General features: G+C 63.1%; 21 protein-coding genes and 2 pseudogenes. 10 read left to right on the top strand and 13 right to left on the bottom strand.

The annotated features are described in order from the left end of the window. The first annotated feature begins 14 nt into the window (after positions 1-14). Both ACFXS9_RS37215 and ACFXS9_RS37210 read left to right on the top strand, forming a co-directional pair. A complete protein-coding gene (locus ACFXS9_RS37215; protein ID WP_028351726.1) occupies positions 15-713 on the top strand; it encodes a YafY family protein in 699 nt (232 codons plus the stop codon). A gap of 46 nt (positions 714-759) precedes the next feature. Beyond that, the gene (locus ACFXS9_RS37210; RefSeq protein ID WP_392698165.1) at positions 760-1,086 is read left to right on the top strand and encodes a YkgJ family cysteine cluster protein; all 327 of its coding nucleotides are present in this window, start codon (positions 760-762) and stop codon (positions 1,084-1,086) included. 140 nt (positions 1,087-1,226) lie between these two features. Here ACFXS9_RS37210 and ACFXS9_RS37205 read toward each other — a convergent pair whose 3' ends face one another. Next, entirely contained in the window at positions 1,227-1,631 is a 405-nt protein-coding gene (locus ACFXS9_RS37205; protein WP_065747542.1) for a hypothetical protein, read from the bottom strand. Positions 1,632-1,813: 182 nt separating this feature from the next. Beyond that, complete coding sequence (locus tag ACFXS9_RS37200) at positions 1,814-2,167, bottom strand: DUF3307 domain-containing protein (RefSeq protein WP_083754910.1); 354 nt, start codon at positions 2,165-2,167, stop codon at positions 1,814-1,816. 421 nt (positions 2,168-2,588) lie between these two features. On the opposite strand from ACFXS9_RS37200, the gene ACFXS9_RS37195 reads away from it, so the two are divergent. Continuing rightward, complete coding sequence (locus ACFXS9_RS37195; RefSeq protein ID WP_392698163.1) at positions 2,589-3,998, top strand: TAXI family TRAP transporter solute-binding subunit; 1,410 nt, start codon at positions 2,589-2,591, stop codon at positions 3,996-3,998. Positions 3,999-4,236: 238 nt separating this feature from the next. Here ACFXS9_RS37195 and ACFXS9_RS37190 read toward each other — a convergent pair whose 3' ends face one another. From ACFXS9_RS37190 to ACFXS9_RS37175, 4 genes and pseudogenes are all read right to left on the bottom strand, one after another. Continuing rightward, positions 4,237-4,518, bottom strand: a complete 282-nt coding sequence (locus ACFXS9_RS37190) for a transposase (RefSeq protein WP_392700214.1) — start codon at positions 4,516-4,518, stop codon at positions 4,237-4,239. A gap of 70 nt (positions 4,519-4,588) precedes the next feature. Then, positions 4,589-5,218, bottom strand: a pseudogene (locus ACFXS9_RS37185) (transposase); the annotation flags it as partial. A 295-nt stretch (positions 5,219-5,513) separates the two neighbouring features. Further along, positions 5,514-6,377 (bottom strand): DUF6537 domain-containing protein, encoded by an 864-nt coding sequence (locus tag ACFXS9_RS37180; protein WP_392698161.1) that lies wholly within the window; start codon positions 6,375-6,377, stop codon positions 5,514-5,516. 17 nt (positions 6,378-6,394) lie between these two features. Beyond that, entirely contained in the window at positions 6,395-7,060 is a 666-nt protein-coding gene (locus ACFXS9_RS37175; RefSeq protein WP_392698159.1) for a Crp/Fnr family transcriptional regulator, read from the bottom strand. 271 nt (positions 7,061-7,331) lie between these two features. On the opposite strand from ACFXS9_RS37175, the gene ACFXS9_RS37170 reads away from it, so the two are divergent. The 3 genes from ACFXS9_RS37170 to ACFXS9_RS37160 all read left to right on the top strand — a co-directional run bounded on the left by ACFXS9_RS37170 (position 7,332) and on the right by ACFXS9_RS37160 (position 10,507). After that, the gene (locus tag ACFXS9_RS37170) at positions 7,332-8,117 is read left to right on the top strand and encodes an enoyl-CoA hydratase/isomerase family protein (protein ID WP_392698157.1); all 786 of its coding nucleotides are present in this window, start codon (positions 7,332-7,334) and stop codon (positions 8,115-8,117) included. Positions 8,118-8,379: 262 nt separating this feature from the next. After that, complete coding sequence (locus tag ACFXS9_RS37165; protein ID WP_213287140.1) at positions 8,380-8,640, top strand: hypothetical protein; 261 nt, start codon at positions 8,380-8,382, stop codon at positions 8,638-8,640. Between the two features lie 232 nt (positions 8,641-8,872). After that, the gene (locus ACFXS9_RS37160) at positions 8,873-10,507 is read left to right on the top strand and encodes a hypothetical protein (RefSeq protein ID WP_392698154.1); all 1,635 of its coding nucleotides are present in this window, start codon (positions 8,873-8,875) and stop codon (positions 10,505-10,507) included. Positions 10,508-10,681: 174 nt separating this feature from the next. Here the strand turns inward: ACFXS9_RS37160 and ACFXS9_RS37155 are convergent, their stop codons facing one another. The 7 genes and pseudogenes from ACFXS9_RS37155 to ACFXS9_RS37125 all read right to left on the bottom strand — a co-directional run bounded on the left by ACFXS9_RS37155 (position 10,682) and on the right by ACFXS9_RS37125 (position 19,274). Further along, on the bottom strand, positions 10,682-11,404 hold the full coding sequence (locus ACFXS9_RS37155; RefSeq protein ID WP_392698151.1) for a nitroreductase: 723 nt from the start codon (positions 11,402-11,404) through the stop codon (positions 10,682-10,684). Positions 11,405-11,563: 159 nt separating this feature from the next. Continuing rightward, a complete protein-coding gene (locus ACFXS9_RS37150) occupies positions 11,564-12,808 on the bottom strand; it encodes an acyl-CoA dehydrogenase (protein ID WP_392698148.1) in 1,245 nt (414 codons plus the stop codon). Between the two features lie 141 nt (positions 12,809-12,949). Further along, positions 12,950-14,197, bottom strand: coding sequence for an acyl-CoA dehydrogenase (locus ACFXS9_RS37145; protein WP_392698145.1), 1,248 nt, complete (start codon positions 14,195-14,197; stop codon positions 12,950-12,952). A 155-nt stretch (positions 14,198-14,352) separates the two neighbouring features. Then, entirely contained in the window at positions 14,353-15,483 is a 1,131-nt protein-coding gene (locus ACFXS9_RS37140; protein ID WP_392698142.1) for an acyl-CoA dehydrogenase family protein, read from the bottom strand. A 111-nt stretch (positions 15,484-15,594) separates the two neighbouring features. Further along, positions 15,595-17,466 carry an AMP-binding protein gene (locus ACFXS9_RS37135; RefSeq protein ID WP_392698139.1) on the bottom strand — a complete coding sequence of 624 codons (1,872 nt, stop codon included), beginning with the start codon at positions 17,464-17,466 and terminating at the stop codon, positions 15,595-15,597. Between the two features lie 309 nt (positions 17,467-17,775). Further along, positions 17,776-18,533 (bottom strand): annotated as a pseudogene (locus tag ACFXS9_RS37130) (SDR family NAD(P)-dependent oxidoreductase). A gap of 69 nt (positions 18,534-18,602) precedes the next feature. Beyond that, on the bottom strand, positions 18,603-19,274 hold the full coding sequence (locus ACFXS9_RS37125; protein ID WP_392698137.1) for a TetR family transcriptional regulator: 672 nt from the start codon (positions 19,272-19,274) through the stop codon (positions 18,603-18,605). A gap of 148 nt (positions 19,275-19,422) precedes the next feature. On the opposite strand from ACFXS9_RS37125, the gene ACFXS9_RS37120 reads away from it, so the two are divergent. The 4 genes from ACFXS9_RS37120 (at position 19,423) to ACFXS9_RS37105 (ending at position 25,238) form a co-directional block, all read left to right on the top strand. After that, the gene (locus ACFXS9_RS37120; RefSeq protein WP_392698134.1) at positions 19,423-20,595 is read left to right on the top strand and encodes an acetyl-CoA C-acetyltransferase; all 1,173 of its coding nucleotides are present in this window, start codon (positions 19,423-19,425) and stop codon (positions 20,593-20,595) included. A 177-nt stretch (positions 20,596-20,772) separates the two neighbouring features. Next, positions 20,773-22,314 carry an acyl-CoA synthetase gene (locus tag ACFXS9_RS37115; protein ID WP_392698131.1) on the top strand — a complete coding sequence of 514 codons (1,542 nt, stop codon included), beginning with the start codon at positions 20,773-20,775 and terminating at the stop codon, positions 22,312-22,314. 165 nt (positions 22,315-22,479) lie between these two features. Next, entirely contained in the window at positions 22,480-23,658 is a 1,179-nt protein-coding gene (locus ACFXS9_RS37110) for an alpha/beta fold hydrolase (RefSeq protein WP_392698128.1), read from the top strand. A gap of 107 nt (positions 23,659-23,765) precedes the next feature. Beyond that, complete coding sequence (locus tag ACFXS9_RS37105) at positions 23,766-25,238, top strand: amidase (protein WP_392698125.1); 1,473 nt, start codon at positions 23,766-23,768, stop codon at positions 25,236-25,238. Positions 25,239-25,295: the final 57 nt, after the last annotated feature.

Genomic DNA, 25,295 nt, shown 5'->3' with positions numbered 1-25,295 from the left:
AAAAGAGACGAGCCATGAGACGGGCCGACCGGCTGTTTCAGATCATTCAGGTGCTCCGGCGCACCCGGAAGCCCTTGACCGCGGACGCGATCGCGGCGGAGCTGGAGACTTCGAAGCGAACCATCTACCGCGATATAACGACCCTGATCGAACAGCGCGTGCCGATCCGCGGCGAAGCCGGGGTCGGCTACATCCTGGAAAAAGGCTTCGACCTGCCGCCCTTGATGCTCACGCCGGATGAGATCGAGGCCTGCGTGCTCGGCGCGCAATGGGTGGTCGGCCACGCCGATCCGGCATTGGCGCGCGCAGCCCAGGACCTGATGGCGAAAGTCGCCGAGACCGTGCCGGAGCGCTTGCGGCCATTTGTGCTGGAGCCGGCCAGCCGCGCCCGACGGGCATGGAACCGGGAGCCCGACCGCATCGACATGGTGCGGACACGGGCGCAGATCCACGACGGCAAGAAGATCACGCTAAACTATCGCGACGAGCATGGCCGCGACAGCCAACGCACGATCTGGCCGATCGCGGTCGGCTATCACGAGGCAGTGCGGATACTGGCGGCGTGGTGCGAACTGCGGAAGGATTTTCGCAGTTTTCGCACCGACCGCGTCGTCGACGCGGTCTATCACGACGAAAAATATCCGGAACGGCGCGATATCCTGCGGGCGAAATGGCGGCGGAGCCTGGTCTGGGAAGCGCCGAAGGATACTTGAGGCCGGTCGCTGGTCGCGGCCGTCATTCCGGGCTAAACGCTGAAACATGCAAGGAATCGTCGCCGACAACCAAAACCCCTGCCAGGCCTGCGGCGCCTGCTGCAGCTACTCGCAGAACTGGCCGCGCTTCACCACCGAGGACGACGCGGCGCTCGACCTGATCCCGGAAAGATCCGTCAACGAACGGCTGTCGGGAATGCGCTGCGACGGCGAGCGCTGTTCGGCGCTGTCAGGCAAGGTCGGCGAGGCGACGTCGTGCCTGGTCTACGCGGTGCGGCCCGAGGTGTGCCGCACCTGCATGCCCGGTGACGTGGAATGCGCGATGGCGCGAAAGCGGCACGGATTGCCGATACTTCCCGTCGTCCCTGCCTAGTGCGCAATTGCGTACGGGCGCAGGGACCCCTACCGCGTGATCTATCGATCGGGCGATATGGCAGAGGCCTTCTAAACCAACTGGGATTTGTGGTTATGGGTCCCTGCGTTCGCAGGGACGACGGAGAGTTTGCGCGTTCGTTACGCCGTCACGGCTTCGGCAAAATCTTCGTCGTCGATCTCGTCCTCGATCGGCTTGAAGGTCGAGAGCGGTTTGGTCGAAAGAGTGATCGGCTTGCGACCGCCATGCGATGACGACGAGGCGGAACGCGCGGCGGGTTCGCGCGACAACGCGTAGAGCGTCGAGCCGACCCGGCCGCCGAAATGGATCAGCTCGCGTTCGGTGCAGCTCGCGGCGATGGCGATGGCCAACGCGTGGAGGTGGCTGCGGCGGTAGCAGAACAGTGCCAGCATGGCACGGACGTCGGATGAAACGCTTTCCACCAGCAGCGACAGCCCATGCGGATTGGCGCGATACATCTCGCCGAGCAGCTCGTCCCGGACCGGACAGAAATCGTTCTCGAAGGCGTCGCGGCTTGAAAACATTGCGGGTTCTCCCTATCCGGAAGATGCCGCGCAATTCTCTAATGAAGAGTTAACCACCTGCACCAGTAGTGTTCCGGGGCGCTTGCCAGTGACGCCTGAACCGGAATCAGAACGTGATTCGCGCCAACGTGGGTACGCCTTTCCGAATTCGGAGAAGATTGGACTGATGCCACCAGGCGGGATCAGTTCGCCGCCATGAAAATCGCCAGGCCGAAACCGGTGAGATGATGCAGCGCCTGATCGACGCCGATCAGCGTCCAGAACCACGGATGCTCGTTTTCGAGCGTGACGCCGAACCGGGAGGCGATGATCCCCTTGAGGCGGTCGACGGTGATGTGGATGAAGAAATCGATAAACGCGACGAACCAGAATCGCGGCGCGACGATCAGGATCAACGCCAGCGACACCGCGAGGTGCACGAGGCAATGCGCAAGCAGCGGCATCGCCCAGCCGGTCTTTTGATCCTTGCCGATCGCCATCCAGGAAGTTTGCAGCATGAAATCGGCAATGACGTGCTTCACCGTGAGAAGCAGCATCCATCCGATCAGCGCACCTACCGGGATCGAGGACGACATCGAAGGAAACAACAAAGCTGACGCCCTTTGGCTGGGACTGACGAGATGGCGAAAACCGGGGCCTAGGCTGTCAGCGCAATGTTCTTGTCAAACCCGGACTATTCGAACGTTGCATTATTTATGACATCTCCCGCGGCGGAATGCACCTGTGGGTAGTCTGAAAATCGCACGGTGTGGCGGAACTGCGATACTGCGGCAACCTCGCGCAGCGTGGCCCCGGGGGTAAGGTTACCCGGCCGGCGCGGTTTGCAATCCCATAGGAGAGGGCTATCATCGGCTGGCGGGCAAAATTACCATTCTTTTGTATATATTTACGAATTCATTCGGACGGCCCGCGGCGCCAGCTCGGCCGGCGCAACGTCCCTGCCCCCGGGTACGAGCCATGAGTGCTGAAGCCCCAACGCCGCATCCGAAAATGCCGCGTCGCCGCATGCGGGCGGTCAAGAGCAACCGGACCCAGATCCTGCTGTTTTCCATCCTGACGCTAGTCCTGACCGCCGCCGTGGTTTGGGGTGGCCGGACGCTGCTGCGCAATTCCGAGACGCTGGTATTTGCCGTCGGCGATACCAACGGCCCGGAGGCGCGCTTCGCCGCCCGGCTGGCGACGGTGCTGAAGAACAACTCCTCGCGGCTGCGGCTCAAGATCGTGCCCAACGGCGACAATGCCAGGGCGTTGTCGCAGTTCGACCGCAAGGAGGCCAACCTTGCCATCTTGCGCACCGACGCCAGGATTCCGCCCCGCGCCCGCGCGCTGGCAATCCTCGAACATGACCTGCTTCTCTTGATCAGCCCGAATGGCAAGAAAATCAAATCCATCGCGGAGCTGAAGAAAAAGAAGATTGCCGTCATAGCCGACAACGAGAGCGGGGCTGCGCTGGTGCGCAACATTATCGAGCTCTCCGACACCCCCGAGGCCGCGACGCGGGTCCAGATGGCCTCGCCGGGCGCGACCTTCGACCAGTTGTTCGCCGCGGGCTTCGGCGCCGTGGTCAAGATCGCGCACGCCTCGCAGATCGTAAAGGACAAGAGTTACGCGCAATATGCCAGACGCGGCAGCTTCACCCTGAATGCGATCGGATCGGCAAAGGCGATCGCGAGGAAGTACCCGGCGATCTCGGAGGAAACGGTGGCGACCGGAATGCTGTCCGCCTCCCCCGCTGTCCCTGCGGAAGACGTCGAGACGATCGGGCTCGACTGGCTGCTGGTCGCTCAATCCAAGCTCTCGACCACCACCGTGGGCGATCTTGCGCGGATCATCTACGAGAACAAGGCCGAGCTTGCGCTACCGGACGGCTTCGCCTCGAAGATCGAGCCCGCAGAGACCGACAAGGACGCCTTCGTCGTGGCGCATCCGGGCGCTGCCGAATACATCAACGACGACACCAAGTCCTTTGTCGAGCGCTACAGCGATTTGATGTATGTGGCGCTATTGGCGCTCAGCGTCATTGGCTCGATCTTTGCCGCCATCTACGCCAAGATCACCCGGATCGCACCGGAAAAAGCCAGCCAGCTCGCGACCGCGATTCTCGATATCGGCGAACGCGTCGAATACGCCAACTCTCTCGACGCGCTCGACGAACTGCAGGACGAGCTGGAAGCGATCCTGCGCGGCGTGGTGATCGGCCTGCGCGACGGCACGATCAGTAGCGATGGGCTGGACACCTTCAAGCTCGGCTATGAATTCGTACGCGACGAAATCGGCCTGCGCCGCGAACATCTCAAGCGGCATGCCGCGCAGGATCCTCCGCAGGACGACAAGGTCGTGGTCGTGAAGACCGCGCAGAGCGCTTGACGTCCTCATAGTGAGGAGCCGTAGCAACCATTAAACGGATTGATTGTGTGCGATTGATTGTCCGACCGTGGTTGCAGGATGACGGCGGGCTCGCCGTCGTCAAGGCGTGGCCTGGCAGCGGCTGTGGGTGGTGAGAAATTGGAGCGACGGCCATCCTTGACGACGGCTGCGCGCGCCGTCGGTGGGATGGCAGGTCGGGACGAAGAAACGGTCCTGCGGTCGAACCAAGAAACCTCGATTAGCTTGCTGGCGAGGCGCCAATCGTTGCCGCCGAGGGTGGCTTGGCTTGCCACGGCGTGCCACGGGCGACGACCGTGTTGATGAAGATGAGCAGCTTCCTGGCGCAAGCGATGAGCGCTCGCTTGTGTTCTTTTCCAGCGGCCCTCAGCCGGCTGTACAGGGCGATAAGCTGCGGATTCCAGCGCAAGGATGCCGGCAGCGCAGCCGTATAGAGCGCCCGGCGCAGCCTTTTTGCGCCCGCCGTCGATGTGACGAGCGCCGATTTGCTCGCCGCTGTCATCATCATAGGGCGCAAGCCCGGCGAGCGCGGCAGCTTGCTCGCGGCTGAGCTGGCCGATCTCCGGCATGCGCACCAGGATCGCGACCGCGGTCGGCAGCCCGGCACCGCCAACGCTGTGGATCAGATCGAGCCGCTGGGCGAGGTCGCGATGCTCGCGGATCGCGGCCACCAAGGCCTTGCGTTCGACCCTCTCGCGCTTGGTTAAGCGGGCAATCTCTTCCTTCCAGACCTTCTGGATGCGCGGATCGCGGCAGGTCTCGAGCCGGTTTTTGTACAGCGTAATATCCTCTCCGATCTGTTCGATCAGCGTCAGATGTTCGGCAAACGGCTGCAACCGGGGATCGGGGGCGGCGTGGATCTTCTTGACCGCAGCAGTGCAGGCGGCAATCAGCGCGGCATCGATCTTATCGTTCTTGGCGCGCTGCAAGTGGAACTTGGCATAGGCCCGCACTTGGGCCGGTTGAAACACCACCACAACGAACCGCTTGCGCCGCAACTCGATGACGACTGGGAGTTCATAGCCGCCACTCGCCTCGATCCCAATGCGCTTGACCTTGTGGCGCCGCAACCACTCCAACAGCACCTTGTGGCCTTCAGCCGTGTTCTCGACTTGCAGCTGCAAGGAGCTGCCATCGATCGCTACGTCCAGCTTGCGTTTGCCGGTATCGATCCCGGCGCAGATTGTGGTACGCTTGGCCATCTTCGTCGACCCTCCCTTGTGATGCGAACCTAAAGTTCCTTCAACCATCCGGGTCCCGATGAAGTGCCGACTGCGATCTTGCTACGTAAGACAGCCCTCTAGGCTTCGGTGGGCATTGATCCGATCAATCGGCGGCCCAGTCCGGGTGGCCACCCAGGCTGGGCCATTCCTCACGGAACAACACAAGTGTAACATGGCGCGCTAATACAAGGGTGGGCAAAGGAGCGCTAGCGACGTGCCCACCATCTATCCATGCGGGAGGTCCTGATGGTGGGGCACGCTTCGCTTTGCCACCCTACACGTTAACGGACACCCGTGCCCTTATCTCGGCGATCTTGCGCTTGAGCGCGGTCTGCCGCGGGTCGGGCGAGACGGCGGCGCGCGCTTCGGCTATCGCGCCGGCAAGATCTGACAAGGCCAGCACGCCATCGAAGGTCGGCTTGGCAAGCCCGTCGATGATCGCGTTCCAGTCCGCCATGCCCTGCCGATAGACGTCGCCATAGCCCTCGATCATGGTCGCAGTCTGGATGATCGTGGGCGCGGCTTGGGGCTGTTTGGTCAGGCTGCGGTCGATCATGTGCAGCCAGCGTTCGACCCAGATCCGCTCCTTGGCATAACGCACCGAAAGCAGCCGCCATCGCCGCAGCCCCGCCTCGATCTTGAGACGACGGATGCCGAAGCGGCTTTTCGTACTGAAGCGGATGGAGACACGCTTGTGCGACCATCCGGCCCATTCCAGCGCATCCAGGATGTATTCGGCAATGACGGCGGGAAGCGCCCCGATCAGCTCTTCAACCCGGAATTTCCTGATATCCACGGACCCGGCCGACGCGCCGGGCGGGCCATTAAGTTCGGCGAGCTTGAGCTGAGCGATCCGGATCGGGTCCTGATAGCTCATGCGCACCGCCATCAGCCGCGCGATCTCGCCGAGCATCGCCTCGTCGACGCCTTGTTTGCCGATGAACCGCCGCAGGCGATCGACATAGAGCCGGGCGTAGCTCGGGCCCTGATAGTCGATGAGGAGATGGATGGCCTCGCTCGCCACCGCCATCACCGGCTCCGGCAGTCCCTCCGGCAGGAACGGCGGCTCGTCGTCATCATCGCCGATGAAATCGGCGAGGAGATAACGCAACGACGACAGGATACCGCGGTCTGACACTCCCTTCGCTCCGGCTCCTACGCGGGCTTCGGCTCGGCCGCGAGCGCCGTTTGCTGGGCCAGCCGCCGCTCAAGCGTTTCAATATTCTGAAACAGCCGGGCACTCGACAGCCGCAGGAAATAGAAGCCGAAGGCCGGGTTCTGCACGTAGAGCTCCTCAACCTTGGTGTAACTGACGCTCAGGATGAGGCCGGATTCGACGCATTCCAGCGTCTGGGTTCGCATGTTCGACGGCGACAGCATACCGAGCTCGCCAACGATGGCGCCTACCGGCAGCACGATGCCGGATTCGACCAGCTTGAACTTTCCGCTGACGATATAGAGCATGTCCTCGGCCTTCTCATCCTTGTAGAACAGGATTTCGCCGGCCTGGCATTGGCGCTCGGTCATGAACGGCTTCAACCATTCCATCGACAGGTCGCTGTTGACCGATTTCTTCACGTCGCGCACCAACTGCAGCATTTGGTGCAGGCGGTAGGAATTGACCAGCAGCATGATCACCTGCACCACCATGACCAGGTAGTTTCGGGCGGGAATTGCGGTGATGATCAGGATGACGTTGGCGAGAATACCGAAGACCCGCAACGGGATCATGGTCTTCATGGTGGTGGTGGCAACCACGAAGATCGTCGCAAACAGCGCGCCGGCCGTTCCCGCGTGTTGTGCCAGATGAGACGTATCCATTGGAGCCCAACCAAATTCTTCAGGACTGAATTTTTTCCGCGATTCTGCCGCGGCGCCCGCTATCGTAATGCCCGCAGGACCCTTTTGGTATACGAGGAAAAGGCGACGTTTTGTCGGGATTCTCACTATTCCCGGGTAAAATTCACGTCCATATAGCCGCCCGCGGCCCGAACCCGAGCGCCTGGCGCAGCGGGCGCGAGGGCATCGTTGACGGCCTTCGCGGCGGCAGGCACGGTTCGTTCGCAATGACGGCTGAACAATGGAGCGAATAATGTCCGATACAGCCGAGGCGGCGAGCGCGCCCATCCTCGAGATCAGCGGCCCGCGCGCCACCATCCGCCTCAACCGGCCGAAACATCTGAACCGGCTACAGAGCGAGGACCTCGGCGAACTCATGAAACTGTTCGACCGGATCGAGGCCGATCCCACGATCCGCGTGCTGGTGCTGACCGGCACCGGCCGCGCGTTCAGCGCCGGCTATGATCTCAATTCGGTCGCGGACCGAGCGATCAGCGAGAAGGAACAGCCGAGCGCGGGATCGGCATTCGAAGCAGTGGTCAACCGGCTGGAGGACCTCGGCGTGCCGACGCTCTGCCGGCTCAATGGCGGCGTCTATGGCGGCGCGACCGACCTGGCGCTGGCCTGCGATTTCCGTATCGGGGTCGATACGGCCGAAATGTTCATGCCGGCGGCGCGACTCGGCCTGCACTACTACACGAGCGGAATTAGGCGCTACGTCTCGCGGCTCGGCGTCGACAATGCAAAGATGCTGTTTCTCACCGCACAAAAAATCACCGCACCGGAAATGCTGCGGATCGGCTACCTCACTGCCATGGTGCCGATGGAGATGCTGGACGAGGAAGTGGATCGTCTCGCCGCTATCCTGGCCGGCAACGCGCCGCTGGCGATGCGTGGCATGAAGCGCGCCATCAACGAATTCGCCCGCGGCGAGCTTGACGAAGAGGCTGCCGACCGCCGCCATCGCGAGAGCATGCGCAGCGCCGAGATCAAGGAAGGCATCGAGGCGTTCGCGGAAAAGCGGCCACCGAAGTTCTGAGGCCCGCGTTCCCCGGATGCTGCGCAGCGCGCCGTGCACGCGGCGTGGTGCGCTGCATGCCGGGTCCACTGGGTCCCGGCTCAGCGTCGCGTCATTTCATGCCGCGCCGCGTCCGGGACACGATATTCGCTTAGTGCGATCACCACGAAACACTCCCGAAACACGATTCTCCCCGTCGCCCGTGAACGCAAGCCGCGCCTGATCCGACTGATGGGCAGGGACGCAACAACGGCCTCGTGCCAAGCAACTGGAGAAGATGAGTATGTTTCGCAAGGTTACCCTCGGACTGATTGCTGCCGCCTCGCTGACCATTGCCGCTGCAGCGCCCGCTTCGGCCGGCGGCTTCTACCACGGCCCTCACTGGGGCCATCATTGGGGCCATGGCTACGGTTGGGGTCCTGCCATCGGCGTCGGCTTCGGCGGCGTCTATGTCGACACCGGTTTCAACGGCTGCCTGCAGCAGCGCTGGGTCGAAACCCGCCGTGGCATGCGCCTGCGCACCGTGAACGTCTGCGCCTACTGATCGAACAGCGTTTGTGAGAAAGACCCCGGCCGCTTGCCACGCGGCCGGGGTTTTTCTGCGCGCCTGATCCGTTGACCCCTGCCCGCTGCAGCCATATTGTGGCGCCTGCGGTGCAAGCCGCGCCCGGGCCCGCGGGAAGGGTTGAACCCACTTGCAGCTTTCGAGCGAGATCTAGAGCCTTTGTGCAGCCGGTATTGCGGGCCGTCGGCGATGTCACGCACGGAGGTGTCTGATGAACCGGTCTCCCGATCGATTGAACCTCGATCATCTGAAGAAACAAGCCAAAGAATTGATCCGCCTCTATCGAAGCCGCGACCCGGCGGCGATGGCGCGGTTTCGGCATGCGCTGCCGGCGGCGGCCGGCCGCAGCGACGGCGATATTGCATCCCTCGAACTTCGCCTGCACGACGCGCAATCATGCATCGCGCGCGAGCACGGTTTTGCTTCCTGGCCCGACCTGAAACAATACGTTGAAGTGCAGATGGCAGCGCGCAACGAGCGCACCGCTCGCGTCCTGCACTGGGCTCAGCTCATCTATTCTGGCGACGTCAGCGGCGCGGCCAACCGCGCCAACCCGCGCGTCGCGCTGCGCATCCTGGTCGATGATCCCGAACTCGTCGCGGGCGATCCTTATCTCGCCTGCGCGACCGGCGACGAAAGCGCGCTGCGGCGAGCGACACAGGCCGATCCGGCCTGGATCAACCGTCCCGGCGGCCCGCTGCGATTGCCGCCGCTGTTCGCGGTCGCGCATTCGAGCCTGCTGCGCGTGGAAGAATTTCGCGAGCGCCTGCATCGCTGCGCGCAATTGCTGATCGCTGATGGCGCCGACGTCAACCGGCACATCTACAGCCGCTGGCCGCCTGGATCGCTGAACGAGCCCGACCAACGCTATCCGCTCTCGACGCTCTATGGCGCGGCCGGCAGCAACCATGATCCGGCGCTGACCAAACTGCTGCTCGAAGCGGGAGCAGATCCCAATGACGGCGAATCGCTTTATCATTCATTGGAGAATCCGGCGTGCACGCGGCTATTGCTGGAGCACGGCGCGCGGATCGCAGAGAGCAACGCGCTCTACCGCTCGATCGATCTCGAAGACGACACCGCGCTAAAACTGTTGCTGCAGCATGGCGGCGATCCGAACGAGTTGGCGCGGAACAAGCCGCTGACCGATTGGGGCTCGCCTTTGGCATGGGCGATCTACCGCCGGCGCCCCCGCCATGTGAAAGCATTGCTGGAAGCGGGCGCCGACCGGTTGCGACCAACCGCTGACGGCATCAGTCCCTACAGATTGGCGCTGCAGTTCGGACTCTCCGAGGTCGCAGCCCTGCTGCGCGAGGGCGAACCTGATATCTCCGACGAAGAACGGTTCGTCGCCGCCTGCGCGCGCGGCGACGAAACCGAGGCGCGAGCGATCCGCTCGCGGCGGCCCGACCTGCCGGCCTCGTTGTCGCCGGCGCAGTTGCGATTGCTGCCCGACATGGCCGCGGCCGGCGCCGATGAGGTCGTCAAGCTGATGGTCAAGCTCGGCTGGCCGATTGCGGTGCGCGGCGGCGACTGGGACGCCACCGCGCTCAACTTCGCGGTGTTCCGCGGCGATGCCGCGCTGACGCGCTTCCTGCTCGAACACGGCGCTGATTGGACCGAGCAGCACGGCCACGGCGACAATGCCTGCGGCACCTTGGGTTGGGCCTCCTGCAACGAACCGGTCGAGGTCGGCGATTGGCTCGGCTGCGCACGCGCCCTGCTCGATCGCGGCATGCCGGGCGCAACGGCGATTCCAGGCGATCCCGACTGGGTGATGGTCGCCGGCATGCGAAAACGCTTTTCCGACGAGGTCACCGAGGAGCTGCTGGGTCGCGGAGTTTGAACATTTTCCCCTCTCTTGTGGGAGAGGGTGGCTTCGCGAAGCGAAGACGGGTGAGGGTTGTCTCCGCGGATGGAGACCCCTCATCCGGCGCCATAGCCGATGCAAAGCATCGGCGTTCTAAGAGACGGCGGCCATAGGCCGCCTATGCCACCTTCTCCCACAAGGGGAGAAGGGTTACTCGTCCACGAAGGTGACCGTATCAGCCACGCTCGCCCGCGAGGTGCGGTAGCTGTTGACCTTGTGGGCGTGGTCGGCATAGCCGAAGGAAATGCCGCAGACCACGCGCCGGTCATCCGCCAGATTGAAGTGACGCCGGATCAATCCGGAATGCCGCGCCAGCGCGGCCTGCGGAATGGTGCCGAGGCCGAGCGCCTGCGCCGCCAGCATGAAATTCGAGACATAGGCGCCGCAATCGACCGCGCCATAGATGCCGAGCGGCTCGTCGGTGTGGATGATTGCGACATGCGGGGCGCCGAAGAAATTGTAGTTCTCCAGTGCCTGTTTGGCGTAGGCCATCTTGTCGCCTCTGGCGATGCCAAGCGTGTTGTAGAGCTGAAAACCGCTCTCGCGGCGGCGTTCGAGATAGACGCCGAGATATTCGCGCGGTGGCGGGAAATCATGATCATCCTTCGCGCCGGAGGCGGCTTCGGCATAGATCGCTTTGCGAAACGTCTCCTTGGCCTCGCCGCTGGCGATCAAGACCTGCCAAGGCTGGCTGTTGCACCATGACGCCGTGCGCTGCGAGACCTTGAGGATGTGTTCGATGGTTTCGCGCGGCACTTCCCGCGGCAGGAACGCGCGCACGGAGTAACGCTCGTTCAGGAGATCTTCGAGCATGCCGATGCGATCCGCGGTCACGTAGCGTCCCTTCGGCGCGGTGTTGGTCTTGCTATCCATATTCGCGGCCTTCCCTAGGCTCGCGCCCCGGACGCGATGCGGCACGAAGTGACGCGTCGCAGAGCCGGGGCCCATCACAGTAGGTCCCGGCTCTGCGGAGCAGCGTTGCACGCTGCACCGCGTCCGGGACACGAGAAATCAACGCCCCTTAGCGAGAGATCAGCGCCCCTTGGTGGGGATCTTGTTAAACGGCACGTCCTTGTCGACTCTGATATCGCCGGGCAGACCGAGCACGCGCTCGGCGATGATGTTGCGCAGGATCTCGTCGGTACCGCCGGCAATGCGCATCGAGGGCGAGGACAACAGCATCCGCTGGAACTGACCGCGCGCCATCTCCTCATCCGCGCCGGTGAGCGCGCCGGCCGCGCCCTGCAGATCCATCGCATAGGTCGCGATATCCTGCAGCATCGAACCCGACACCAGCTTGCCGATCGAGTTTTCCGGGCCCGGCCGTTCGCCCTTCGACAGCGACGAAATCGCGCGGTAACTGGTGTATTTCAGCCCGCTCGCCTTAACCGCCCAGTTCGCGAGTTTCGAGCGTGTCGCGGGATCGTCGATCGCGAGCCCGTCATCGGTCATCAGGTTGGAGCAGAACTCGAACATCTCAGGAAAGCCCGTCGCAAGCCGCGAACCGATCGACATCCGCTCGTTCATCAGCGTGGTCAGCGACACGTTCCAGCCGTCGCCGACCGCGCCAAGGCGCTGGCTGTCCGGGATCACCACATCGGTGAAATAGACCTCGTTGAACTCCTGCATGCCGTTGGCCTGCTTGATCGGCCGCACCTCGACGCCCTTGCTCTTCATGTCAAGGAAGAACATCGTCAGGCCCTTGTGCTTGGGCACGTTGGGATCGGTGCGCGTGATCAGCAGGCCGTAGTCGGAGTAGTGCGCGCCCGAGGTCCAGATCTTCTGGCCGTTGACGATCCAGTTGTCGCCCTGCTTTTCCGCGCGCGTGCGCAGCCCCGCGACGTCAGAGCCGCCGGCGGGTTCGGAGAAGAGCTGACACCAGATGTGTTCGCCGGACGCAAGTTTCGGCAGATAGTAGCGCTTGTGCTCCTCGCTGCCGAACGCCATCACCGTCGGGCCGCACATGCCCTCGCCGATCTGGAACGGCTGCGTCAGCTTGCCGTAGACGCCCTCTTCCTGCTGCCAGATCACCTTCTCGATCGGGGTGGCGCCGCGGCCGCCATATTCCTTCGGCCAGTGCAGGCAGGCCCAGCCACCCTCGGCCTTCTTCTTCTGCCAGGCCTTGCCGACATCGACGATATCTTCCTTCTCCAGCTGGATGCGGCCGAGCGAGGATTTTGAAAGCTCCGCCTCGTATTGCTTCGGCGCGTTGGCGTCGATCCATTTGCGGGCGATGCTACGGAATTCCGCTTCCTGCGGGGTATCGTCGAAGTTCATGGCGGCTTCCTTCTTTCTTGTCATTCCGGGGCGTGCGCGAAACGCGCATGAACCCGGAATCTCGATCGATAATCTCTGGATTCTCAGGTGCGCAATTGCGCACCATAGTTCGCGCTGACGCGCGCCCCGGAATGACGAAAACTACGTCCTTCCCTTGGTCGGGATCTGGTTGAACGGCACGTCCTTGTCGACGCGGATGTCGCCGGGCAAGCCAAGCACGCGCTCGGCGATGATGTTGCGCATGATCTCGTCGGTACCGCCTTCGACGCGGGTGCCCGGCGCGCGCAGCAGCATCGCCTGGAATTTTCCGGCGACTTCGGCGTCTTCCGGCCCGCTCAGCACGCCGGCAGCGCCCTGCAGGTCGAGCGCATACATCGCGACTTCCTGGACCATCGATCCCGCCACCAGCTTGCCGATGGAATTCTCGGGGCCCGGACGTTCGCCCTTAGAGAGCGCCGAGATCGCGCGCATGCTGGTGTATCGGAGACCACTGGCCTTCACCGCATAGTTCGCCAGCCTTGAACGAACGCTGCGATCCTCGATCGCAGGCCCATCTTCCAGCATCAGGCTGTTACAGAACTCGAACAGTTCCGGGAAGCCTGTCGCCACGCCGGCGCCGATCGACATGCGCTCGTTCATCAGCGTGGTCAGCGAGACGTTCCAGCCGTCGTTGACGGCGCCAAGTCGCTGCGAGTCCGGGATCTTCACGTCGGTAAAATAGACCTCGTTGAAGTCGGACTGGCCGCTGGCCTGCTTGATCGGCCGCACCTCGACGCCCGGGCTCTTCATGTCCAGGAAGAACATGGTCAGTCCCTTGTGCTTCGGCACATTGGGATCGGTGCGCGTGAGCAGGATGCCGTAATCCGAATAGTGTGCGCCCGAGGTCCAGATCTTCTGGCCGTTGATGATCCAATCGTCGCCTTTCTTTTCCGCCCGCGTGCGCAAGCCCGCGACGTCGGAGCCGCCGGCGGGTTCGGAGAATAGCTGGCACCAGATCTTCTCGCCGGAAGCGAGCGGCGGCAGATATTTGCGTTTCTGCTCCTCGCCGGCATAAGCCATCATGGTCGGCCCGCACATGCCATGACCGATGATGAACATGCCGGAGAGTTTGCCGAACGGTCCCTCTTCCTGCTGCCAGATCACCCGCTCGATCGGCGAGGCGCCGCGGCCGCCATATTCCTTCGGCCAGTGTAGGCAGGCCCAGCCGGCTTCGGCCTTCTTCTTCTGCCAGGCCTTTGCGACCTCGAGAATGTTGGCGCCCTTCAGCACGGTGCGGCCGAGCGAGGACTTTCGAAGTTCCTCCTCATATTGCTTCGGCGCGTTGGCGGAAATCCATGCGCGGGCCTCGGCGCGAAACGCGGCTTCCTGCGGAGTGTCGTCGAAGTTCATCTGTTTCGTCCTTCAAACTTGGCCCGTCGTCCCTGCGAAAGCAGGGACCCATAACCACCGGCCAAAATAGTAGTCCCGTCTCTCGCAACTTGATTCCAATCGAGGGGCCGCGGAGCATGGGTCCCCGCTTTCGCGGGGACGACGCCGGGTGAACCCTACGCCGCGTTCTTCTTGCGCATGCGGTCGATCAACTGATCTTCCCAGTACGACAGGCTGCCGAGCGTCAGCGCTGACGCGTTGGCGCGGCGGTAGTACATGTGGCAGTCGAACTCCCAGGTGAAACCCATGCCGCCGTGAACCTGGATATTGTTCTTGGAGCAGTGCTGGAACGCCTGCGTCGCGCTGATGCGCGCAGCCGCTGCGGCTTCTGGCAATTCCGACGCATTGGTCGAGAGCGCCCACGCGCCGTAGTAGCAATTCGAGCGCGCCAGCGTCGCCGAGACGTACATGTCGGCGAGCATGTGCTTCACTGCCTGGAACGAGCCGATCGGCCGGCCGAACGCGATACGGTCGAGCGCGTAGTCGCGGCCCATTTCCAGCGCGCGATCGGAGCCGCCGACCTGCTCGAACGCCAGCAGCACGGCGGCGCGGTCGAGCACTTGCGTGAGGATGCTCCAGCCGTCACCGGCCGCTCCCAGCAGCGGTTCGGCCTTCGCTTTCGTGAAGGTGAGCTCGGCTTGCCCGCGGGTCGGATCGATGTTGGTCAACGGCTTCGCCTCGACGCCGCCGGCCTTGAGATCGACCAGGAACAACGAGATATCGGAATCGCGACCGGTCGAACCGGTCCGCGCGGCAACGACGGCAAAATCGGCAATCGCGCCATCCGGCACCGGCCTCTTCACGCCGTTGAGCGTGCTGCCAGAAGCCTGCAGCTTGATCGCCTTCGGTGACGGATTGCCCTTGCCTTCGAACAGCGCCAGCGCGCCGATCGCCTCACCGGAAGCGATCTTCGGCAGCCATTTCTGCTTCTGCGCATCGGAGCCAGCCAGCAGCAGCGCCTCGGCGGCAAGATAGACCGTGGAGGAGAACGGCACCGGCGCATTCGCGCGGCCCATTTCTTCCGCGATCACGCAAAGCTCGAGATGGCCCGCGCCGGCGCCGCCGAACTGTTCGGGAATTGCGACGCCGAGGAAGCCCATTTCGGCGAGGCCTTTCCACAATTCCTTGTCGTACGGCGCCTTGCCGTCGAGCACCTCGCGCACGGCCTTCGGCGGGCACTTCTCAGTGAGAAATTTTCGCGCCGCGTCGCGCATCTGTTTTTGTTCGTCGGAGAAATCGAAGTTCATGGCGTGTTACTCGCGTTGGTGATGGCTCTGTAGGATGGGTGGAGCGAAGCGATACCCATCAATGGCTTGGTGGCGGCTGATGGGTTTCGCTGCGCTCTACCCATCCTACGATCAGTTCAAAATGATCACGTCGTCTCCCGGCTTGTCGGCATAAAGCTTCTCCACCAGCGCGGCGCGGCGTTCGAGGCCGGCGCGCTGGTTGATGTAGCCCTTGTCGGTGAGTTCGTTGCCGTCGATCGAGGGCGGCTCGACCATCAGCATCGCCCGGCCAATCCGCATGCTGCTGCCGGTGGCGGAGGCGTTATGCGCTTCCAAGCCACGCTTCAGGCAGGCGATCACCTGGGGATGCTTGACCACCTGCTCAAACGTCGCATCGGGATTCTCCACGATCTGCCGGCAGGCGTGCAGATTGGGCCAGGCCAAAAGTCCGATGAACGGACGATCCTGCCCCGTGACCAGCGCGTCATGCACCACCGGCGTCGCGGCCGCGATGGCATCGGTGCGCAATGAGCCGACATGGACGAAGGTGCCGGTCGTGAGCTTGAAATCTTCGACCACGCGCCCGGCAAAGATGATGCCCTGCAGCGGATCCTTTTCATCGACGAACACGCCGGCGTCGCCGATGCAGTAGAAACCTTCCTCGTCGAACATCTTCTTCGTCAATTCAGGCTGGCCGAAATAGCCCGGCGTAACGTTGATGCCGCGCAGGCGCAATTCGTATTTGGAGCCGCACGGCACCATCTTCAGCTCGACGCCAGGAAACGGCAGGCCGATCAGGCCGACACGCTCGGTGTCCCAATAGGTGCCGGTCGAGGTCGGCGCGGTCTCGGTCGAACCCCAGCCGGTGTAGAACACGATGCGCTCGCCGGTGGTCTTCACCGCCAGCGCCTGCATACGGTCGTAAAGATCGTCCGGCAGCCGCGCGCCGCCATAGGCCATCACCGTCAGGTTCTTGAAGAAGCTGCGGCAGAGCGCGTCGTCCTTTTCCATCGCAGCGGCGAGCGCCGCGTAGCCGGCGGGAACGTTGGCGTAATAGGTCGGTGATATCTCGTGCAAATTGCGGATGGTCTCGTCGAACTGACCGGGCATCGGCTGGCCGTCATCGATGTAGAGCGTGCCGCCGTCGATCAGCGCCGGATTGAACAGCGCATTGCCGCCCATGGTGTGATTCCAGGGCATCCAGTCGAGATAGGTGGAAACCGGCCCGTTCGGGTCGCGCGGTCGCACCTGCATCATCATCGCCGCGTTGGCGCACATCATCTCCTGCGTATTGATGACGGCCTTCGGCATGCCGGTCGAGCCCGAGGTGAACAAGAGCTTGCCGATGGTCTTCGGCGTGATCTTTGAAATCGAGTCCTCGACATCTTTGGTAACCGGCGTTGCCGCGAGTTCAGCGAACGACACACTCTTGATACCTTCGCAGGGGCGCGCGACGTGAACCACAGTGACGCCGGCTAGGTCGATCGCCTTGAGCGCCTTCTCAAAGGTCGGACCGTCCTGCACCATCACGACGGCAGGCTTGATCAGGCTGAAGAGATATTTGAGTTTGAAATGATCCTGGCTCATCAGCGAATAGGCCGGCGACACCGGCGCGGCCGGCAATCGGGCCTGCATCGCGGCCTGCGTCATCAGCGCGTGCTCGATGGAGTTGCCCGATAGGATCGCGACGGGGCGGCCTGGTTCGAGGCCAAGGTTGAGCAGGCCTTGCGTCAGTCCGTCGACGACGCGCTTGGCTTCGCCGTAGGAGACTTTCCGCCATTGCCGCTCAGCGCCGCCGCGTTGCGCCAGCCAGATGCGCTCCGGCGCTTGCTTCGCCCATTTCGAAAGCGACGCCGGAATGTGCTTCTCGTAAGGCTGCAGCGGAATGCGCGACTTCAGGATGATGACGCCATCGGGACGACGCTCGACCGCGATGTCGCGCGGCAGCCATTCGATCTTGCGGAAGGCCGGCTTTGTCAGCACCTTTGCTGCACTCCCACTCATATTGCGTCTCCCGGAATTTTTGTCCTTTGCGGATCTTGTCGTCATCGCCCGATATAGGCAGGCTTTCGCTTGTCGAGGAAGACCCTGATGCCTTCTCCCTGCATCCGCGGATTGCGGCGCTCATTGCGTAGCCCTCTCCCCTTGTGGGAGAGGGCTACACCAGCATCAGCCGTGCATTCGATGCGGTGAGGGGTTGCCAGCCGGAGAGAACCCCTCATCCGTCTTCGCGTTCCGCGAAGCCACCTTCTCCCACATCCGCTTTCGCCTAAAAGCTTCGGCGGACACGAGGGGAGAAGGGAAGAGAGCCCCTTACCGCGGCGCCATGCGGATGGCGCCGTCGAGGCGGATGGTCTCGCCGTTGAGCATCGCGTTCTCGACGATGTGCACCGCGAGCGCGCCATATTCGTCGGGCTCGCCGAGGCGGGCCGGATGCGGCACCTGGGCGCCCAGGCTCTTGCGGGCTTCCTCGTTCAGGCCCATCAGCAACGGCGTGAAGAAGATGCCGGGGGCAATCGTGTTGACGCGGATCTTCAGGCTCGCGAGATCGCGCGCCGCCGGCAAGGTAAGGCCGACGATGCCGCCCTTGGAGGCGGAGTAGGCGATCTGGCCGATCTGGCCTTCATAGGCCGCGACGGAAGCGGTGTTGATGACGACGCCGCGCTCCTCGCCGACCGGGGCGGCGGTGGCGAGCCGCTCGGCGAACAAGCGCAGCGCGTTGAAGGTGCCGATCAGATTGACGTTGATGATGCGGACGAACTTTTCCAGGGGATAGACGCCGTCCTTGCCGACCACGCGCTGCGAGCCGCCGATGCCGGCGCAGTTCATCAGCACGCGCGCGACACCATGAGCGGCTTCCGCCTTGGCGATCGCTGCCTTCATCTGCTCCTCGCTGGTGACGTCGGCATGAAGGGCTACGCCCTTCACTTCGGCCGCGACCTTCTCGGCATTCTCCTTGTTCTGATCGAGCACGCCGATCTTGGCGCCCTTGGCTGCCATGGCGCGGGCGGTCGCGGCCCCAGGCCGGAGCCACCGCCGGTGATGAGAACAGCAACGTCTTTCAACTGCATTTTGAGAACCTTTCCTTGGGTGTTTTCTTCTCTAGTTGGCGAATAGCGAGTGGCGAATGGATCCATTCGCTATTCGCTACTCGCTATTCGCCCCTTCCCTTCCAGCATGCCGCCGCAGATCAGCGCTTCCATGTGCTTGATGTATTCGCGGCAGACTTCGTCGGTGACTGGGCCGACCCCGGTCGCGCGCGACATCGCGTGGCGGCCGAAGAACAGGTGATCGCAGGCGCCGATCAGGCTGGTGTAGAACAGCACCGGATCGATATTTCGGAATTCGCCGGCCTTGACGCCCTCGGCGAGCAGGCGGCGATGAAAATCCAGCAGCGGCGCGACGAAGAATTGCGAGACTTCGTCGGCGGCTTCCGGGCTGCTCTCGTGCAGGAGATAGTGGATCAGCCGGTTCATGTAGGGGAACTGGTGATAGGCGCGGATGATGCCGCCGATATGCAGGCGAAGCTTTGCCGTCGGCGAGATCGGCTGGCTGATCAGATATTCGAGCTGCGACATCTCGGTCGCGGCATCCCGCGCCAGAAGCGCCAGCAACAGCCCGTCCTTGTTGCCAAAATGGTATTTCACCAGCGCGGCATTGACGCCCGACTTCTGCGCAATGTCGGACAGCGACACCTCGATCGAGGCGCGCTCGATCATCAGCTCGCTCGCCGCCACGAGCAGCTTCTCGGCGGTGGTATTTTTGCCGCTCGGGAGCCTGGCCGGTACGCTGGTATTCAACGGTGATCCCATCACTGCTGAGGGGCGGGAAATCTGGCCGCACATAAGCGCATGCCGCGGCTGCACTCAAGAGTTAATTGATTGATTGACTAAATCCCGCAGCCCCCCTTAAATCCGGCCCATCTTTCCAAGCCACAAACAACATTCAGGGAGAACAGACATGGCCGAGGCCTATATCGTCGCCGCCGCACGCACTGCCGGTGGCCGCAAGGGCGGACGTCTCGCAGGCTGGCACCCGGCCGATCTCGCCGCTTCCGTGCTCAATTCGCTGGTCGACCGCACCAATGTCGACCCGGCCCAGATCGAGGACGTGATCATGGGCTGCGTGATGCAGGCCGGCGAACAATCCAACAACATCGCGCGCAACGCGGTGATGGCCTCGAAGCTGCCTGAGAGCGTGCCCGCCACCTCGGTCGACCGGCAGTGCGGCTCCTCGCAGCAGGCGCTGCATTTTGCGGCGCAGGCGGTGATGGCCGGCTCAATGGACATCGTGATCGCCGCCGGCGTGGAATCGATGACGCGGGTGCCGATGGGGCTTGCTTCGTCGCTGCCAGCCAAGAACGGTTTTGGCCATTACAAGAGCCCGGGCATCGAGGCGAAATATCCGAACATCGTGTTCAGCCAGTTCACCGGCGCGGAAATGATGGCGGAGAAGTACGGGCTCTCCAAGGACCAGCTCGACGAATACTCCTACAACAGCCATCAGCGCGCGATTGCCGCGACGCAGGCCGGCAAGTTCAGGGATGAAATCGTTCCGCTGCAGATCACCCGCGCCGACAACTCGACTGACACCCACCATATCGACGAGGGCATCCGCTTCGACGCCAGCCTCGACGGCATCAGGGGCGTCAAGCTGATTGCCGAAAACGGCAAGCACACCGCCGCCAGCGCCAGCCAGATCTGCGACGGCGCCTCCGGCGTGCTGGTGGTCAACGAGAAGGGCCTGAAGTCGCTCGGCGTAAAACCGTTGGCGCGGATCCATCACATGACCATGATGGGCGGCGATCCCGTGATCATGCTGGATGCGCCGCTGCACGCCACCAAGCGGGCGCTGGAAAAGGCCGGCATGTCGATCAACGACATCGACCTGTTCGAGGTCAACGAAGCCTTCGCGGCCGTGCCGGTGGCGTGGCTGAAGACGACGGGCGCCGATCCTGACAGGCTCAACGTCAATGGCGGCGCGATCGCGCTCGGCCATCCGCTCGGCGGCTCCGGCACCAAGCTGATGACCACGCTGGTCAATGCGCTGAAGCAGAACAACAAGCGCTACGGCCTGCAGACCATGTGCGAAGGCGGCGGCATGGCCAACGTGACGATCGTCGAGCGGCTGTAAGCCTCGCGGCCACAGCCGTCGCAGCAACAAAGGTGTCGTCCCTGCGAACGCAGGGACCCATAATCACAAATGTTTGTGGTTGTGCGTAGCTGGGGCTCCAGCTCGTTTCAATACTCAGATCGGTGGTTATGGGCCCCTGCGTTCGCAGGGGCGACCACATTGTTTTCGGGATTATGAATGACCCACCCCTCCATCCACGCTCGGAATACCCCGAACAAGATCGCCTACCAGATGGCCGGCACCGGCAAGGCGATCACCTATCGCGAGCTTGACGAGCTTTCGAACCAGGGCGCGCAATTGTTCCGCAAGCTCGGGCTGAAGGCTGGCGACCACATCGCATTCCTGATGGAAAACCGCCTGGCGTTCATGGAGATCTGCTGGGCGGCACAACGCGCCGGGCTGTATTACACCGCGATCAGCCGTTATCTCACCGAGGAGGAGATCGCCTATATCGTCAGGGATTGCGGCGCCAAGGTCTTCATCACCACGCCGCAATGCGCCGACAAGGTCAAAGGCCTGATCAGAGGCGAACCCGGCGAGCCGCTGTTCTTCATGGTCGATGAGCCCGCGCCCGGCTTCCGTTCCTTCGACAAGGAAGCGATCGCGATGCCTGTGACGCCGATTGCGGACGAGGTCGCCGGCTACGACATGCTGTATTCGTCGGGCACCACCGGCCGGCCCAAGGGCATCAAGAAGGAGTTCGAGGGCAAGGCGATCGACGTGCCGAACCCGCTCCTGAAAATTCTCTGCGCCGACATGTGCGGCATGTCATCCGACAGCATCTATCTGTCGCCGGCGCCGCTCTATCACGCAGCTCCCTTGCGCTTCAACATGATGGCGATCACGCTCGGCGGCACCTCCATCATCATGGAGCACTTCGACGCCGAAGAATTCTTAAAGCTTGTCGAGAAGTACAAGGTCACGCAGTCGCAGCTCGTGCCGACCATGTTCGTGCGGATGCTGAAATTGCCGGACGAGGTGCGCGCGGCTTACGACGTCTCGACGCTGAAAGGCGCGATCCACGCCGCGGCGCCCTGCCCGGTCGACGTGAAAGCGAAAATGATCGAGTGGTGGGGGCCGATCCTGATCGAATATTACGCCGGCTCCGAAGGCAACGGCGTCACCGTTTCAACTTCGCAGCAATGGCTAACCCATCGCGGCACCGTCGGCCGCGCCGTGGTCGGCAAGGTGAAAATCCTCGACGAGAATGACGAGGAGAGACCGACCGGCGAAATCGGCACGGTCTATTTCGCCGACGCGCCTGTTTTCACCTATCACAACGATCCCGAGAAGACCAAGAAGGCCTACAACGCCAAGGGCTGGTCGACGCTCGGCGACGTCGGCTACCTCGACGAGGAAGGCTATCTCTATCTCACCGACCGCAAGAGCTACATGATCATCTCCGGCGGGGTGAACATCTACCCGCAGGAGACCGAGGACGTGCTGATCACCCATCCAGCCGTTTCCGACGTTGCCGTGTTCGGCGTTCCGAACGAGGAAATGGGCGAGGAGGTCAAGGCCGTGGTGCAGCCGCACGACATGGCAAAAGCCGGCAAGGATCTCGAGGCCGAACTGATCGTGTTCTGCCGAAAACATCTGTCGCCAATCAAATGCCCCAGGAGCATCGATTTCGAAGCCGAGCTGCCGCGCACGCCGACGGGAAAATTGGTGAAGCGCCACCTGCGTGATAGGTACTGGCCGAAGCCGGCGAAAACGTAATCTCTCCATTGTCGTCCCTGCGAACGCAGGGACCTATAACCACCGCTGTTGATCGCTTTACAAAGCTGAGGCCACTGCCCTTTATGGCGTCAAACATTTGTGGTTATGGATCCCGGATCGCGCTCGCTACGCTCGCTTGTCCGGGACGACAAGGGAGTGCGCCAGATGAACACAACACCTTCCCTCCCCGACATCCCGCTTCCCTCCACCATCCGCTCCCGCACTATCGACAACATCAACGGCTTGCGCATGCACGTGCTGGAAGCCGGCTTCGAGACACCCGGCCGTCCGTGCCTCCTGCTCCTGCACGGCTTTCCTGAACTCGCCTATTCCTGGCGCAAGGTGATGCCGGATCTCGCCGGGGCCGGCTATCACGTGATCGCGCCGGACCAGCGCGGCTATGGCCGCACCAGCGGCTGGGACCCGAATTACGACGGCGACCTCGCCTCGTTCCGCCTCACCAATCTGGTGCGCGACGCGCTCGGGCTGATGTCGGCGTTCGGCTACGCAAGCGTCGATGCCGTGATCGGGCATGATTTCGGCTCGTCGGTCGCGGCCTGGTGCGCGCTGATACGGCCCGACGTGTTTCAATCGGTCGTTATGATGAGCGCACCGTTCGGCGGGCCTCCATCGCTGCCGTTCAACACGGTACACGAGCCCGCCAAGCCGGCCGATGATCCCATTCACCGCGAGCTCGCCGCACTGCCACGCCCGCGAAAACATTACCAATGGTATTACTCGACGCGCGAGGCGAACAACGACATGCACCGCGCGCCGCAGGGCGTCCATGATTTCCTGCGTGCCTATTACCACCACAAGAGCGCCGACTGGAAAGCCAACCAGCCCTACCCGCTGAAGTCCTGGAGCGCGGAAGAGATCGCAAAGCTGCCGACCTATTATGTGATGGACCTCGCCAAGGACATGGCGGCCACCGTTGCCGAGGAAATGCCGTCGGCCGCGCAAATCGCCGCCAACAAATGGCTGCCGGACAGTGAGCTTGCCTTCTACAGCGCCGAGTACGAGCGCAACGGATTCCAGGGCGGGCTGCAATGGTATCGCTGCGGCACGTCCGGCGCTTTTGTGCCGGAATTGCAGACATGGTCCGGCCGAACCATCGACGTGCCGTCCGCTTTCATTTCGGGCAAGCAGGACTGGGGCACCTATCAGCGCCCCGGCGTCTATGAGGCGATGCAATCGAGAGCCTGCACCAACATGATCGGCTGCCATCTTGTCGACGGCGCCGGCCACTGGGTGCAGCAGGAGCAGCCCCGCGAAGTGAGCCGGTTGCTGATGCAATTCCTGCAACAAGCAAAAGACAACGCAGAGACAAAGGCGAGCCAGTAGCGTACCGGCAAGAGAGGACCGCCGCTGTACAGCTATTGCTCTTGCCGCACGCGCCCAAACTGAGCATCATCCGCGCCGTATTCGACAAACAGAGCGGAGCGCACGCCTTGGCCAAATCGCAATGGAGTTTCAAGACCGCCGTTGAATTGTCCGCGGCGCTTGCCGCGAAGAAGGTCTCGGCCGTCGAACTGGCCGAGGACGCAATCGGCCGGATCGAGCGGCACGATGCGAAGATCAACGCGATTTGCGTTCGCGATTTCGAGCGTGGTCTTGCCGCCGCCCGCGCCGCCGATGCCGAACTCGCACGCGGCGTGAAGAAGCCGCTACTCGGCATCCCGCTGACCGTGAAGGAGTCCTACAATATCGCGGGGCTGCCGACGACCTGGGGCATTCCGGCGCAGAAGGATTTCACGCCGACGGAAGACGCGCTGTCGATCTCGCGCGTCAAGGACGCCGGCGGCGTCATCCTCGGCAAGACAAATGTCCCGTTCGGGCTCGGCGACTGGCAGAGCTACAACGAAGTCTACGGCACCACCAACAACCCGTTCGATCTCGGCCGGACGCCGGGCGGCTCGTCCGGCGGATCGTCGGCGGCGCTCGCGGCCGGTTACGGCCCGCTGTCGCTGGGCTCCGACATCGGTGGTTCGCTGCGCGTGCCCGCCTTTCATTGCGGCGTCTACGCGCATAAGCCAACGTTTGCGCTAGTACCCGGACGCGGCCACACCCCGCCGCCATTCCAGCCGCTGCCGCTCGACCGCGATCTTGCCGTGATCGGCCCGATGGCACGCAGCGCCGTCGATCTCTCGCTGCTGCTCGACATCATCGCCGGTCCCGATCCGCTGGAGGCCGGCAAGGGCTACCAGCTCGCCCTGCCGCCGCCGCGCCACGGCGCGCTGAAAGATTTTCGCGTGTTGGTGGTCGATACCGACCCGGTCATGCCGACCGACGAGGTGGTGCGCGGCACGATCCACAAGCTCGCTTCCAACCTCGAAAAGGCCGGCACCAAGGTCGATCGCAACAGCCCGTTGTTGCCGAACTTTGCCGAGACGTCTCGGCTCTACATGCGGATGCTGATGTCGTTCCTCGCCGCCTCCTTCCCGCCGGAAATCTATGCCGGCGCACAGGCCGCCGCCGCCGCGCTACCGCCGAGCGATGTAAGCCTTGCTGCCGAACGCCTGCGGGGCATGGCGCAAAGCCACCGCAACTGGCTGATGGACGACGTCGCGCGTGCGCGCCTGCGAGCGCAATGGCGCGAACTGTTCAAGACCTATGATGCTGTGATCTGCCCGATCATGCCGACCCCGGCCTATCCGCACGACCATTCCGACGACCAGGAAAAACGCCGCATCGAGATCGATGGCATAGATTACGTCTATCCCGATCAGCTTTCGTGGCCCGGCATCGCTACCCTGCCCGGCCTGCCCGCGACCGCGATCCCGACCGGCTTTTCACCGGACGGATTGCCGGTCGGCGTGCAGATCGTCGGGCCGTGGCTGGAGGACCGCACGCCCCTAGGGTTGGCCGAACTGATCGAGCGCGAATTCGGCGGCTTCAAGCCGCCGCCGATGTTTGATGATTGAAGATCCCTCGTGCCGGGGAGTTGCGCGCAAGCGCATCTCCTCGCCGGCAGGGTGAAG

The sequence above is a fragment of the Bradyrhizobium sp. RDI18 genome, assembly GCF_043203335.1.
Taxonomy (GTDB): domain Bacteria; phylum Pseudomonadota; class Alphaproteobacteria; order Rhizobiales; family Xanthobacteraceae; genus Bradyrhizobium; species Bradyrhizobium retamae.
This window is presented reverse-complemented; position numbering and strand designations above follow the sequence as displayed.